Raw genomic sequence first — 14,220 nt, forward strand, 5'->3', positions numbered from 1 at the left:
CGGCTGGCAGGAATCGAACCCACGACCCCTTGGTTCGTAGCCAAGTACTCTATCCAGCTGAGCTACAGCCGCTTAAGAAGCAGAATTATATCGCATGAATTTCGTTTTGGAAAGCTTACGTTCTACTCAACTTTCCAAGGCGAAACCGGCGTTTCCGGCTCTTTCCTGCGCAGTATCCTGTGCAAGGAGGCAGCATTATATGTGGGGGTTTTCGGATTGTCCAGCACTGCGAAACAAATTCTTTCATTACACAAAATTGCCTCCCAGACATTATTACTTCATTCATGAAACGCATTTCTCTCATCATGAATCGAAATTGGACCTTTATGCGGCGATGCAGCATCATTCACCTGTCTCCTCTATTCTCCTCCAAGAAAATAGAATTCGGGCCCGCCAAGCAGCGGGCCTTTTTTTTTGTCGCCCTTGGTGTAGCATTGCCCATATTGAAATCCAGGCACTGGGACGAACATGGCGCAAATCGCAGGTGAAAGCATGGCAACCCAGGACTGGTCGCGCTCCGATCTCGGCCCGCAGGAAGCCTGGCCGCAAGCGCTGCGGCTGACACTGGACATCATGCTCAACACGCCCCTGCCTATGCTGCTGATGTGGAGCCGGCGCCAGGTCATGCTCTTCAACCAGGCCTATGCCAGCAATGTCGCCAGTGCCAGCGCCGTGCCGCCGGGCGGCACCGTGCCCGCGGTCCCGCCATCCGCCTGGAACTGGAACCCGCAAGCCATCGAACAAGCCTGGGCCGGCCAAAGCCTGGTCTTTCCGCGCCAGCCCCTCAAACTGTGGCGCGACGGCCATTTGCTGGAACTGCCCTTCGACCTGCACTACACGCCCTTGCGCGGCAATGAAGGCGAAGTGGCCGGCGTCCTGTGCACCCTGGCGCCCGCCAGCGCCCCGGCCCTGCCGCTTGCCGCCGCCAATGACGGCCAACTGCACATACTCGTCGTGGAAGACAACCAGGACGCGCAATACCTGGTGTGCGAAATGCTGCGCGCCTTCGGCCACGAAGTGAGCGCCGTAGCCAATGGCGAAGCGGCGCTGGAAGTGCTGGCCGGCGCCGAATTCGACGTGCTGTTCAGCGACGTCAGCCTGCCCGGCATGAGCGGGGTCGAGCTTGCGCGCACCGCACTCAAGCGCCAGCCGCGCATGCGCATCGTGTTTGCTTCCGGCTACAGCCAATCGCTCACCAGCCACCTCGACTTCCCCGCCGTCTCGATGCAGAAACCCTACGATATTGAGCAACTGCAGCAAGCGTTGCAAGGTTTGCATTAGGCAATAGTGCGGCGACAAGGACTTGCCAACGCTACAATCGAACGATATGAGTCCCGATCCCCGCACGCACAACGTACTGGATAGCATGGGTGACGGCTTCGCCGTCATCAGCAGGGACTGGACCGTCCAATACCTGAATCCCAAAGCGGCAGAGATGCTGCTGCCGCCCGTGCCCACGCTGCGCGACCCGCGCGGCCAGCTACTGTGGCAAGTCTTTCCCGGCCTCGCCGGCGGCGCCCTCGAAGCACCGCTGCGCCGCACCCTCGAAAAAGGCTTGGCCGCCACCTGCGAACTGTTCTACCAGCCCAGCCAGCGCTGGATCGAAGTGCGCGCCTGGCCTTCGCCAATGGGCATGACCTGCCTGCTGCTCGACATCCACCAGCGCAAGCTGCACGAACGCGGCATGCGCGAAAGCACCAACCGCCTGCAGGTGGCGTTGGCTGCAGGCCGGCTCGGTGATTGGGAATGGAACGCCGAGACCAACCAGGTGCGCCTGGGCCGCCGCGCAGCCGAGATCTTCGAACTGCCGGCAGAAATCCCGATCACCTGGCCGGTGCTGCGCGACCGCATCGCACCGGACGATTTCGCCGCCGTGGAACAAGCCTTCATCGACGCCTGCCTCGCGCGACGCGACCTCAATATTGAATGCGGTGTCCAGCGTCGCGATGGCGGCAACTGCTGGTTATCCGTGGTCGGCCACGGCGACTTCGACGAAGGTGGCCAGTTGCGCGGGATGATAGGCATGGTGCAGGACATCACCCCCCGCAAGAACGCCGAAGACGCCTTGCGCAACAGCGAAGAGGAATTGCGCGCGCTGGCCAACAGCATCCCGCAACTGGCCTGGATCGCCAGCAGCGACGGGGTGATGACCTGGTATAACGAGCGCTGGCGCGAGTACACGGGCATGGACGAAAAAACGCTGCTGGGCGAAGGCAGAATGCAGGCCTACGCCCCCGAAATCGTCCCCGCCATGTTGGCGCACTGGCGCGTATCGGTGGAAACAGGGCATCCCTTCGAAATGGAATTCCCGATCCGCGCACGCGACGGCCAGTACCGCTGGTTCCTCACGCGCGCCAACCCGATGCGCGACTCCGGCGGCCGCATCCTGCGCTGGTTCGGCACCAGCACCGACGTCGACCAGGTCAAACGCGTGCAGGAACAGCTGCGCGATGAGACCAATATCCTCGAACTCTTGAACAGCACCGGCACAGCCCTGGTGCAGAACCGCGAGCTGCCTTCGCTGCTGCAGGAAGTGACCGACGCCGCCACCAGCATATCCGGGGCACGCTTCGGCGCCTTCTTCTATCACGGCGCCAGTGCTGATGGCGACCGCCAGGCCATGCATACCTTGTCGGGTGCGCCGCCGGCCGACTTCCAGAGCCTGCCGCATCCACAGGTGCGCAGCGGCCTGGCCGTGCCGGTACTGGCGCGCGCCGGTGAAGTTGTGGGCACGCTGTTCTTCGGCCATCCCGAACCGCATATGTTCAATGAACGCACCGAACGCCTGGTCAGCGGCGTGGCGGCCCAGGCAGGCATCGCCATCGACAATGCGCGCATGGTGGAAGCAGCCCAGCGCGCAGCAGAGGAACGCAAGGCGCTGCTCGACCGTGAGCGCAACGCGCGCGCCGAGGCCGAGCGCAGCAACCAGATGAAGGATGAATTCCTGGCCACCTTGTCGCACGAACTGCGCACGCCGCTGACAGCGATCCTCGGCTGGTCGCAAGTGCTCCGGCGCGGCAACCGCACGCCGGAAGAACAGATGCGCGGCCTGGAAACCATTGAACGCAACGCGCGTGCCCAAGCCCAACTGATCGAAGACTTGCTGGACATGGGCCGCATCACTTCCGGCAAAGTCCTGCTGGACATGAAACTGCTGATGCCCTCCGTGGTGGTCGACGCCGCGCTGGAAGCGGTGCGGCCCGCCGCCGAAGCAAAGGGAATCCGCCTCGAGCGCGACTTCTCGGCCACCGGCCACGTGGCGGGCGACGCCAACCGCCTGCAGCAAGTGGTGTGGAACCTGCTCACCAACGCCCTCAAGTTCACGCCGCGCGGCGGCGCCGTGCGCGTCGCGATCTGGGCCCATGAAGGCCATGCCGACATCACCGTGACCGATAACGGCGTCGGCATCCGCCATGAATTCCTGCCCTATGTCTTCGAGCGCTTCCGCCAGGCCGACGCCTCCACCACGCGCCGGCATGGCGGACTTGGCCTGGGGCTGTCCATCGTCAAGCACCTGGTCGAACAGCACGGCGGCACCGTCTCGGCTGCCAGCGATGGCGAAAGCATGGGCTCCAGCTTTACCGTGCGGCTACCGCTGGCCAGCGGCGAAATCCGCGCCCAGCGTATGCACAGCCCGCCGCGCAGCGATAAAGTGCCCCTGCCCGAAATGGGCCTGCGCGACCTGGGCGGCCTGAGAGTGTTGCTCGTGGACGACGAAGCCGATGCCCGCGAACTGATCAGCCGCATTCTGCGCGATTGCGGCTGCACAGTGCAATGCGCCGCCAACGCCCTGGAAGCGGTGGCCCTGGCGCGCGCCAGCGAATACGACCTGCTGCTGAGCGATATCGGCATGCCCGATGTTGACGGTTTTGAATTATTGTCGCGCATACGCGCCCTGGGCGTAGCGCGCGGCGGCGCCATGCCCGCCATCGCCCTCACCGCCTTTGCCCGTTCGGAAGACCGGCTGCGCGCCCTCGAATCAGGCTTCCTTGATCACGTGGCAAAACCCATCGAACCTTCCGAATTGGTAGCGACTATTGAGCGCGTTAGCTCAGCTAGCAAGAGTGACTGAGGACTACCCGAACACGAGAAAATGTCCTACAAGAAACGGCCGGGATTTTTGCTAGACTGGTTAATGACACGTGCGCCACGGCAAACTGTCGCAAGCTACACTGAAATTCCAGTTCCCGAGACCGCCATGCCAAGCACTGATGAGATTTTGAATGCCAAGATCTTGGTAGTTGACGATTGCGCTGACAATATCGATTTGATGTTGGAGATCCTGCGCGACGCCGGTTATACCAATGTGACGGCCACCATGCTACCGGAGCAGGTTTGCCCCCTGCACCGCCAGCACCGTTACGACCTCATCTTGCTGGACCTGCAAATGCCTGAACTGAATGGTTTCCAGGTCATGAAAGGCCTGAAGGAAATCGAGCAGGAAGGCTATCTGCCCGTCCTGGCCCTGACCGCCCAGCCCAGCTTCAAGATCGCCGCGCTGGAAGCCGGTGCCCGCGACTTCATCAGCAAACCCTTTGACCTGCTCGAAGTGCACAAGCGCATCCACAATATGCTGGAAGTGCGCCTGCTGTACAAGGAGCTGGCCTCCTACAGCAAGCAACAGCAGGAACTGGCGCTGCACGACCCGCTGACCGGCCTGCCCAACCGCCGCCTGCTGGAAGACCGCATTGCTACCGCCCTGCAGCACGCCGCGCGCCAGCAGCGCCGCGCCGCCGTGATGTACCTCGACCTCGATGGTTTCAAGTGCATCAACGATACCCATGGCCACGCCTATGGCGACGAGATTCTCAAGCAGGTAGCGCAGCGCCTGGTCAATTCGGCCCGTAAGGAAGACACGGTGGCCCGCATCGGTGGCGACGAATTCGTGATTGTGCTGGGCGAAGTGGGCACGCTGGCCGATGCGGAAGAGCCGGCAGGCAAGCTGGTCGAAGTGGTGGCCCAGCCTTATGTGGTGAACGGCTTGACGCTGCAGTTGTCCACCAGCCTCGGCATCGCACTCTACCCAGACGATGCAAGCACAGTCGACAACCTGATGCACGTTGCCGATGCCGCCCTGTATGAAGCCAAGCGCAGCGGCAAGAACCGCTATTGCTCCGCCAGCCATGCGGCAGTGGACCAGGCGCAGCAAGCCCCACAGCAAGTGCACGTTACAGCGGCCTGATGCGCCAGGCCGCCAAGCCAGTCATCAGGTGGCCTCAGTTTCAACCTTGCCCGCATGCTGGTGGTCTTGTTGCGCGTCGACTTTTTCCGGCGCTACCTCGATGCGCGTGATGCCGGAGTCCACCGAGATGGGATCGCTGGCCGGGAAGGTCATTTCGACCGCATCGTCCAGCAATTCTTCCTTGGCTTTTTCGGCGGGCGCCAATTGTTCCTCGTCGGCCAGAATAGCTATGGCGCAGGCCCAGCGCACGAAATTAAGCTGCGCCAGCTCGCGCACCGTGCTGATGCCGAAAGCGGCATGCAGGGCCTTGGCATCCTTGGGGCCCAGGCCGCGCAAGGCGCTCACAGGGGCATCGGCCAACTCGCGAAAACTCTTGTCCACATACTCTTTGTCAACAATGGTGTCGATATTCATGGTTGCTCCTTCACAGGACGAGATTTCACTATGGCAGCGCAGCTCGCGCCTGACTGTGCGCGTGCGTACACATCGAGTGTTCGATTCGCATGTGTTCTTTTGACACGGTAAAAGGGCAACGCTATGATCAGAGTGGTGGACAAGCCCAAGATCCTCGTCGTCAATGACGACGCAAACAGTCTCTTTGCGCTGACTAACCTGCTCGAGCAGTGGGCAGCGCAAGAAAATTTCGACGTCATCGCCGCGCGCTCTGGCGAGGAGGCGCTGCGCGAAGTACTGACGCACGATTTTGCCGTCATCCTGCTCGACGTCAATATGCCGGGCATGGACGGCTTTGAGACCGCGGAAGCGATCCACCAGCGGCCGCGTTCATCGGACATCCCCATCATTTTCATCACCGCCTTCGTAGCGGACGAACTGGACCGCCTGAAGGCCTACCAGAAAGGCGCGGTGGACTTCCTGTTCACGCCGGTGATCCCACAAGTGCTGTATGCAAAGATCAGCGTCTTCGTGTCGCTCGCCTCCAAGAACGAAGAGTTACGGCGCCAGGCGCGCCAGCTAAGCCAGCGCACCACCGACCTGATCGCCAGCAACCAGCGCCTGCTGCGCGAAATCGAAGAACGCAAGACCGCCGAACGCGCCAGCCATGCCAAGGATGAATTCCTGGCCATGCTGGGCCACGAGCTGCGCAACCCGCTGTCGGCCATCAGCAGCGCCGCCTCGCTGATCGGCTTGCCTGGCGTGAACGCCGACAGCGTCAGCCACGCCAAGAAAATCATCCAACGCCAAAGCCGCCACCTGGGCCGCATCGTGGACGACTTGCTTGATTTGAGCCGCGCGATGTCGGGCAAGATCCTGCTCAATCGACTGCCGCTCGATCTGGCCGCCCTGCTGAAAACCACGCTGGAAACCTTCCGCGCTACCGGCCGCCTCGAGGACTACCACGTGGTGGCGGAGGTTGCGCCGTGCTGGATCAATGGCGATGCAACGCGGATGGAACAAGTGATCAGCAACCTGCTCGACAACGCGCTGAAATACACGCCGCCGGGCGGCCGCATTGAAATTTTGAGCGATGTCGATGAGGGCGAAGTGACCATCAGCGTACACGACAGCGGCGTCGGCATTTCAGCCGACCTGCTGCCCCTGGTGTTCGACGTTTTCGTGCAAGGTTCCAGCACTTTGGATCGCGCACAAGGCGGGCTGGGCATCGGCTTGTCTCTGGTGCGGCGCCTGGTCGAACTACACGGCGGCAATGTTTATGCGGAAAGCGAAGGACCGGGCGAAGGCAGTACCTTCACCCTGCACCTGCCCTGCATCGAGCATGTAATTGAAACAAAGGCACCTCCCATGGATACTAGCGAACAGCCAAAACCAGCCGTGCTGCTGGTGGAGGACAACGACGATGGCCGCGAAATGATGGCCATGATGCTGGGCTGCTATGGCTACCCGGTACAGCACGCCGCAGACGGTTTCCAGGGCCTGGCCGCCGCAGCGGCCACCAAGCCCGATATCGCCCTGATCGATATTGGCCTGCCGGGCATCGATGGCTACGAAGTGGCGCGCCGCATGCGCGCCAATCCCGACACCCACCACATCAAGCTGATTGCACTGACCGGCTACGGCCTGGCCGACGACCAGCGACGCGTGATGGATGCCGGCTTCGACATGCACCTGGTGAAACCGGTCGACGTCGATTTGCTGCTGCACACCATCGACGAATGCCTGGCCCGCAGCCCGGCCGTCGCCCGGGGTTAAGCACGCACCATGCTGGGGCGTCGTGCGCCCCTGCTGACCATCCTCATGTATTATCGAGGCAATAAACATGAACTACCTAAAATATGTCTGCAAGCACGGACGCCGCTGAACTGCGTGAGCTGCTGGGTTACGTCAACAATTGCTGGGACGACGAGCGGCGCGCCCTCTCGCGCCAGATGCACGATAGCCTGGGCTCCTCGCTGACCGCCCTGACCATGCACCTGGGCCTGTTAACCTCCAAGCTGCCGCAAGAGCCTGCCCTGCTGGACCGCGCGGCGCAAATGAAGAAGCTGCTGCATACCATCATCGAAACCAATCGCGGCATGCAGCACAAGCTGTGGAATGACAAGCTGGAATTCCTCGGCCTGCGCGTGGCCTTGGGCGAGCTGGTGACACAGTTCGGCGCAGAACAGCTGGTGAAAACCCATTGCAGCCTGCCGGACGATGAACCGGCCTGCCCGCGTTCACACCGTGTGGTGCTGCTGCGCGCGGCCGAAGAAGGCTTGCGCAATGTGGCCACCCATGCGCGCGCCGGCAAGGTCGAAGTGATCGTCGACGATATGGACGACAGTATCGTGCTGACGGTGAAGGATGACGGCGTCGGCCTCGGCCAGGCCGCCATGCCGGAAGAAGACTGGCAGCAGCACCATGGCTTGCGCATGATACGCGAGCGCGCCATCTTCCTCGGTGGCTCCTTGTCGCTGACCGCCAATGACAGCCAGGGCGCCGTCCTCACTGTGTCGTTGCCGAAGCCCGACCTCAACGCAAGCGCTTGAGCGCCATCCAGGCCGACAGCGGCAGCGCCAGCGCGGCAATCCCGAACCACAGCCAGACCGGCACATAAAAGCCGTGCTCGTCTTCATAGGCCTGGGCCGGCGCGCTTGCGCGGTGCACGTCGGGCGCCGAAGGGTTGTAGTACACCGTCACGCTGCCCCCTAGCTTGTGCTGGCGGCAGTCTGCCGCATCATGGGCGGGGCCGCGCCGGCGCTTGCCCTCCAGCTCGAACTCATACCACCATTGCCCATCGTTGCTGCAATTGAGCGCGGCCACATGCCCCACGGTCGTTGCGTGATGAAGCGTCAGCTCGGCCAGTTCGGTAGCGCGGTTGTAGCAACCGCCAAGCAGTGCGGCGGCCGCGGCGGCGGCCAGCAGCGCCCTCAATGCAGCTTGACCAGCGGCGTGGCCCGTTTGACCAGGAAGCGCGCCACGGCCAGCACGCCGGTGCGGATGGTGCCCAGCACGGCCTGGTGGTGCAGCAGGTGCAGGCTGACGTACATCATGCGGGCGAAGAACCCCTCCACGAACCAGCTAAAGCCGCGCAAGGAGCCCATCAGGCTGCCGACCGAGGTCGACTGGCCGAAAGAAACCAGCGAGCCGTAATCGCGGTATTCATAAGGCTTCTCTTGCGGCGCCTTGCCGCGCGCTTCGCGCAAGAAAGTCTCGAGCAGGTAGTCGGCCTGCTGGTGTGCGGCCTGTGCGCGTGGCGGCACGGGCTTGCCATCCGCGCCGATACACTGTGCGCAATCGCCCAGGGCGTACACGCCAGGCACGCCCTTGACCTGCAGCTCGCCCGTCACCTCGATCTGGCCGCCCTTCGCAGTCGGCAGGCCAAGCGCGGACAGGAAGGCCGGCGCCTTGATCCCCGCGGCCCAAACCACGATATCCGATGGATATGCCTCCTCGCCGACGGCGACATGATCGTCTGCAATTGCAGTCACGCGGCAATCGGTCACGACCTTGATACCGCGCTCATTCAGCAGCTTGAGTGCAGCAGCCGAGACGCGCTCCGGCAGCGGCGCCAGGATGCGCGGCGCGCCTTCCAGCAAAGTGATGCGCACGTCGCGGATCGGGTCCAGGTGGCCAAAGCCGTAGGAAGTGTAGACACCACTCGCCTCGCGCAATTCGGCCGCCAGTTCGACGCCGGTTGCGCCGCCACCGATGATCACAACGTCCACCCCGGCAGCGCCTTGCTGCGAGCCCTTCTGCAAAGCCGCACGCGTGAGGAGCTTGAGCAGGGTCAGCCGGAAGCGTTCCGCATCTTCAGTCGCGTTGAGGGAAATGGTATGTTCGGCCGCGCCAGGCACGCCGAAATAATTGGAGGTGCTGCCAACCGCCATCACCAGCGATTCATAGCTCACGCAGCGCTCTGGGAGAACGGTCTCGCCGGCCTCGGTGGTAATTGGCGCTACGGTGATTTGTTTGGACGCGCTGTCCAGCGCCGTCATGGCGCCATAGACATAAGTGAAGCCATTGTCGTGCGCCAGCATCTGGTAGGACAGGCCTTCCTGGTGGATATCCAGGGTGCCGGCCGCCACCTCGTGCAGCGAAGGCTTCCAGATGTGGTAAAGCCGGCTATCAACCAGCATTACCTGTTGCGGGCCGAGCTTGCGGCCCAATTTGCAGGCCAGCTCAAGGCCACCTGCCCCTCCACCTACGATCACATATTTGCTCTGCAAACAGCTCTCCTGATATCGGTGGGGAGCGGGCGGCCAGCCCGGCTATGCCACCGGGTTAGTCTTTATGCTTGCCGTGGCCTTTGCCATGACCCTTGCCGTGGCCGTGGCCGTGGTCGTCGTCACGATCGTCGCGACGGTCATCGCGATCATAGTCGCGGCGGTCGTGATCATGGCGATAACGCGGTGCGTACTCGTTGGTGTACCAGTCGTCACGCACGAAGTAGACATTGCGGCCGCAAGCATTGTATTTACCGCAGTGTTTGGACCAGTCCTTGGCATGGCCTGGCGGAACGCGCAGGTACAGTGGCTCAGCGATGATGCGGGCTGGACGCTGGACGATCACTGGCTGTGGGTACAGCACTGGTGGCGGCGCGGTATTGCCGATATCAATACGGCCAAAAAAGCCTGGTTGGCCGACGGTGACGGAAACGCCTACGTCCTGAGCGAAAGCAGAAGTGCTGAGTGCCAGCGCGGCGGCGGCTAAGAGCTGGATCTTCATGGTCGTGATTATATAAGTTGTTGAAAAAGCGCGTTGAGCGCGGTCATTGTACCAAAGCAAGTACGCTACCAACGTTCGGTAACGTACATTGGTTGACGCAAAGCAACACTTTTAGCAGCGGCTCAGGCGTGGGCTGCCATGGCGCTACGCAGCCGCGAAATGGCCTGCTGGGCTTGGGAAATTACCTTATCGGCAATACGTTTGCGCACTGCCTGGACGCGGCCGGCCGCTTCCGCCTCCAGCATCAGAGGCGTCAGCAGCTGGGTGGCCGACTCGTGGAAGCTGGACGCGATGCGGTCCAGTTGGCGGCCGAAAGCGCCCTGCACTTCCTGTAGTCGCTTGCGCAACTCCTCCTCAAAGGCGCGGCGGCGGTCCTGTATTTCCGAACGCTTGCGGCGGCCGGCATCGGCGAACCATTTGAAGGCGCCGGCCAGCAGCACGGCGCCGCCGACGAAGGGGGCGGCGGGCGCCACTACCGGCAGGACTACCGCGACACCGAACAAGTAGGCCGCAGTGCCGGTACCGGCTGCGGCGACGGCGCTGCCCATCAAGGTGATGTTGGCGGCCGTATCCACCGATTGCGCCAGGCGGGTGCCGACCCGCATGCGCGGCATCAGGCGGGCCAGCGTGGCGTGATGCTGGCGCTCGAAGACCGTGCTCTGGGTCAGGCGGATATCCGACTGGAACAGGGATAAATCGTGCTGGAGCAAATCCAGCGCCTCCTCCTTGCGCTGCACTACGCGGTCCAGGCGCGATTCCATCTCCTTGCCGAAATGCTCGCCGCTGGCTTTTTCATTGGCCTCCGGATGGCAGGCCAGCGCCAGTTCGATGGCGTCGCCAGCGCCATGCACGGCGTCCTCAATATCCTGGTTCAGCATACGGCGCTCGTAAGCGATGCGGGCATCGACCAGGGCCAGGCGCTGCTGCACCTGGTGTCGCAATTGCTGCGCGGTTGCCAGCAGTCCGGCAGCGCCAGCCTCGCAGGCCAGCATGGAGTTTTCATGCTCACGATAAGTTTCAATGCCCTGGCAAATTGCTGCCACCGTCCGCTCGACGGCAGTGTGCAACTCATCCTGGCTCATCAAGCCACCGTTATAGCCGCGGGCATGGTTCAGGAGTTCGGCGTGACCCATGCTGCGGCCGAAGTCGGCCACGGCATCGGCCAGGCTCCTGCCCTTGACCAGCTTACGGGCCTGGTCGCCCAGGCTGCTAAGCAGGCGGCGTTCTTCCTCCGGCGGCAGGCCGAACACCTGTTCCGGCGTCAATTTGATATGAAGGGCCTTGGCGACTTTCTGCGCCAGCGGGCGGGACGCGGTGCCTTGCAACGCCAGTAGCGGCTTCATCAGGTTGTAAGCGTTGTGCCGCAAGTGTTCCGCGACGGTTGGGCTGGACCGGGCTAGCGCATGCAGCGCCGAATCGACGGTGACGCCGATCTCGATGGCATTCAGCATGATGACGGTAAAGACGGCGGAAGCGCGGCCATCGCCAGCCAGGTCAGTCACGGCGGCGAATTGCGCCAGGCTCAGGACGCCTTCAGTACTGGCAATTGCGCCCACGGTGCGGGCTAAGTTGGAAGTGAAACCCTGGTCGGCGCAAAGATGTTCATCCAGGCCACGAAGAAGGACAGCGTGCTCGGGGGCAGCCGGCGCGCGGGCGGCTGATGTGGTGACGCTCGCGGCTCCATAAGTGCTTTGCACAAATACTCCGTTCGCTCAGTCCAGGCTAATGGCATTCTAGACCATGTGTTGTCATTACCCAAACAGTTTAAGCGCCGCCATCGCGCCAACGAGAATCAACGTTTGTACCAGCATCAATCGCAGAATTTTGTTTTCAAGCCGCTCGAGCTTGAGGTCGAATCTCTGCTCAAATTGTTCCAAATCGGACATATGCACTACAGGATCGGGTTTGGTAGACATGTTACGCTCCTTGGTCATAAAGCGTCATTGTCCCGTGCCTACGGTGCAGGCTCTGTGGGCAAGATCAAGGTTTCCTTGATTTCCTCCATGACGACATAAGACTTGGACTGCGCCGCGCCCGGAAGGTTCAATAGCATATCGCCCAGCAGTTTGCGGTATTCCGCCATCTCATGGATCCGCGCCTTGATCAGGTAATCGAAATCGCCCGACACCAGGTGGCACTCCTGCACCTCAGGAATGCGCAGCACCTCGCGCCGGAATTGCTCGAAATGGCTGGCCGACTTCTGGTTCAGCGTGATCTCCACAAACACCAGCAAGCTTGCCCCTAAAGCACGCGGATTGAGCCGCGCGTGATAGCCGGAAATCACCCCATCCCGCTCCATGCGTTTGACCCGCTCGATGGTCGGCGTAATCGACAGCCCGACCTGCTCGCTCAGGTCCTTCATGGCAATGCGCGCATCGTCCTGCAGGATGCGCAGTATCTTGCGGTCAATCTTGTCCAGGCCCCGGACCGATTCTTTTTGAATTCGCATGATTTTTTACTGTTTTATCGAGTTCATATAGTAACAAATACTAGTAAATCTTGGATATCCTAGCAAAATAATCCGTCACAAATATTCCGGAGGCAATTCATGCGCGTAGTTATCCTTGGCAGCGGCGTTATCGGCGTCACCAGTGCTTATTACCTGGCCCAAGCCGGCCACGATGTCACCGTACTGGATCGCCAACCCGGCCCTGCCCTGGAAACCAGCTTCGCCAACGCCGGCCAGATTTCGCCCGGCTACGCCTCGCCATGGGCCGCCCCAGGCATTCCCCTGAAAGCCATGAAATGGATGCTGCAGCGCCACGCGCCGCTGTCCATCACCCCTGACGGCACCACCTTCCAGCTGAAGTGGATGTGGCAGATGCTGCGCAACTGCAATGCCGACTCCTACGCAATCAACAAAGAACGCATGGTTCGCCTGGCCGAGTACAGCCGCGACTGCTTCAAAGTACTGCGCGCCGCCACCGGCATCGAATACGAAGGCCGCCAGCAAGGCACCACCCAGCTGTTCCGCACCCAGGCGCAACTGGACGGCGCCGCCAAGGACATCGAAGTCCTGAAAGAAACCGGCGTGCCATACGAACTGCTGACCGGCGACGACCTGATGAAAGCCGAGCCAGGCCTGGCCGCATCCGCGCACAAGCTGGTTGGCGGCCTGCGCCTGCCAAACGACGAAACCGGCGACTGCCAGATGTTCACCACCCGCCTCGAAGCCATGGCCAAAGAACTGGGCGTGAAATTCCGCTACGGCGTTGAGATGGACAAGCTGGTAATGGAAGGCGATAAAGTCAAAGGCGTGCAATGCGGCGCCGAATTGGTGGAAGCCGACTCCTTCGTGGTCGCCCTGGGCGCCTACTCGACCCCGTTCCTGAAAGAACTGTTCGAAATTCCGGTGTACCCGCTGAAAGGCTACTCGATCACCGTACCAATCGTTGATGGCGACAAAGCCCCGACCTCGACCATCCTCGACGAGACTTACAAGATTGCCGTAACCCGCTTCGACGACCGCATCCGCGTTGGCGGCATGGCAGAAATAGCCGGCTACAACACCAAGCTCAACCCACGTCGCCGCGAAACGCTGGAGATGGTCGTGAACGACCTGTTCCCTGGCGCCGGCAACACCGCCCAAGCCACCTTCTGGACCGGCCTGCGCCCGATGACCCCGGACGGCACCCCAGTGGTCGGCCGCACCGGCATCCGCAACCTGTTCACCAACACCGGCCACGGCACGCTCGGCTGGACGATGAGCTGCGGCTCCGCGCAGATGCTGGCCGACATCATGTCCGCCAAGCGCCCCGCCATCTTCGCCGACGACCTCTCCGTCGCCCGCTACAGCCAGGAACGCCCAGCCCGCCAACCGCAGCTGGTAGGTGCTTAATTAAAAGTCGGGGGGGGGGGGGGGGGGGGGGGGGGGGGGGGGGGGGGGGGGGGGGGGGGGGGGGGGGGGGGGGGGG

At 62.2% G+C, this 14,220-nt stretch carries 13 protein-coding genes; 6 read left to right on the forward strand and 7 right to left on the reverse strand.

The features are described from left to right. The first annotated feature begins 468 nt into the window (after window positions 1-468). The 3 genes from AC1RTP_RS16480 to AC1RTP_RS16490 all read left to right on the forward strand — a co-directional run bounded on the left by AC1RTP_RS16480 (window position 469) and on the right by AC1RTP_RS16490 (window position 5,182). On the forward strand, window positions 469-1,281 hold the full coding sequence (locus AC1RTP_RS16480; RefSeq protein ID WP_498608715.1) for a response regulator: 813 nt from the start codon (window positions 469-471) through the stop codon (window positions 1,279-1,281). Window positions 1,282-1,327: 46 nt separating this feature from the next. Beyond that, entirely contained in the window at window positions 1,328-4,072 is a 2,745-nt protein-coding gene (locus AC1RTP_RS16485; protein ID WP_498608716.1) for a hybrid sensor histidine kinase/response regulator, read from the forward strand. Window positions 4,073-4,198: 126 nt separating this feature from the next. Then, entirely contained in the window at window positions 4,199-5,182 is a 984-nt protein-coding gene (locus tag AC1RTP_RS16490) for a diguanylate cyclase domain-containing protein (protein WP_498608717.1), read from the forward strand. 24 nt (window positions 5,183-5,206) lie between these two features. Here AC1RTP_RS16490 and AC1RTP_RS16495 read toward each other — a convergent pair whose 3' ends face one another. Next, complete coding sequence (locus AC1RTP_RS16495; RefSeq protein WP_498608718.1) at window positions 5,207-5,596, reverse strand: hypothetical protein; 390 nt, start codon at window positions 5,594-5,596, stop codon at window positions 5,207-5,209. 123 nt (window positions 5,597-5,719) lie between these two features. Here AC1RTP_RS16495 and AC1RTP_RS16500 point away from each other — a divergent pair, with 123 nt between their 5' ends. Together AC1RTP_RS16500 and AC1RTP_RS16505 are read left to right on the forward strand one after the other, a co-directional pair. Next, window positions 5,720-7,351: a response regulator gene (locus AC1RTP_RS16500; protein ID WP_498608719.1), complete on the forward strand. Its 1,632-nt coding sequence runs from the start codon at window positions 5,720-5,722 to the stop codon at window positions 7,349-7,351. Window positions 7,352-7,434: 83 nt separating this feature from the next. Further along, window positions 7,435-8,127 (forward strand): sensor histidine kinase, encoded by a 693-nt coding sequence (locus tag AC1RTP_RS16505; protein ID WP_498608720.1) that lies wholly within the window; start codon window positions 7,435-7,437, stop codon window positions 8,125-8,127. Here AC1RTP_RS16505 and AC1RTP_RS16510 read toward each other — a convergent pair. The 6 genes from AC1RTP_RS16510 to AC1RTP_RS16535 all read right to left on the reverse strand — a co-directional run bounded on the left by AC1RTP_RS16510 (window position 8,111) and on the right by AC1RTP_RS16535 (window position 12,755). After that, window positions 8,111-8,512 carry a hypothetical protein gene (locus AC1RTP_RS16510; protein WP_498608721.1) on the reverse strand — a complete coding sequence of 134 codons (402 nt, stop codon included), beginning with the start codon at window positions 8,510-8,512 and terminating at the stop codon, window positions 8,111-8,113. The genes AC1RTP_RS16505 and AC1RTP_RS16510 overlap by 17 nt on opposite strands. Further along, on the reverse strand, window positions 8,509-9,807 hold the full coding sequence (locus AC1RTP_RS16515; protein ID WP_498608722.1) for an NAD(P)/FAD-dependent oxidoreductase: 1,299 nt from the start codon (window positions 9,805-9,807) through the stop codon (window positions 8,509-8,511). Before AC1RTP_RS16515 ends, AC1RTP_RS16510 begins: the two co-directional genes overlap by 4 nt. 55 nt (window positions 9,808-9,862) lie before the next feature. Then, on the reverse strand, window positions 9,863-10,306 hold the full coding sequence (locus AC1RTP_RS16520) for a hypothetical protein (RefSeq protein WP_498608723.1): 444 nt from the start codon (window positions 10,304-10,306) through the stop codon (window positions 9,863-9,865). A gap of 122 nt (window positions 10,307-10,428) precedes the next feature. Further along, a complete protein-coding gene (locus AC1RTP_RS16525; protein ID WP_498608724.1) occupies window positions 10,429-12,003 on the reverse strand; it encodes a hypothetical protein in 1,575 nt (524 codons plus the stop codon). 54 nt (window positions 12,004-12,057) lie between these two features. After that, the gene (locus AC1RTP_RS16530; RefSeq protein ID WP_498608725.1) at window positions 12,058-12,222 is read right to left on the reverse strand and encodes a hypothetical protein; all 165 of its coding nucleotides are present in this window, start codon (window positions 12,220-12,222) and stop codon (window positions 12,058-12,060) included. 38 nt (window positions 12,223-12,260) lie between these two features. Next, on the reverse strand, window positions 12,261-12,755 hold the full coding sequence (locus tag AC1RTP_RS16535; protein WP_498608726.1) for an Lrp/AsnC ligand binding domain-containing protein: 495 nt from the start codon (window positions 12,753-12,755) through the stop codon (window positions 12,261-12,263). A 99-nt stretch (window positions 12,756-12,854) separates the two neighbouring features. Here AC1RTP_RS16535 and AC1RTP_RS16540 point away from each other — a divergent pair, with 99 nt between their 5' ends. Continuing rightward, a complete protein-coding gene (locus AC1RTP_RS16540; RefSeq protein ID WP_498608727.1) occupies window positions 12,855-14,144 on the forward strand; it encodes a D-amino acid dehydrogenase in 1,290 nt (429 codons plus the stop codon). Window positions 14,145-14,220: the final 76 nt, after the last annotated feature.

The sequence above is a fragment of the Pseudoduganella sp. GW821-FHT11H04 genome (assembly GCF_058807935.1).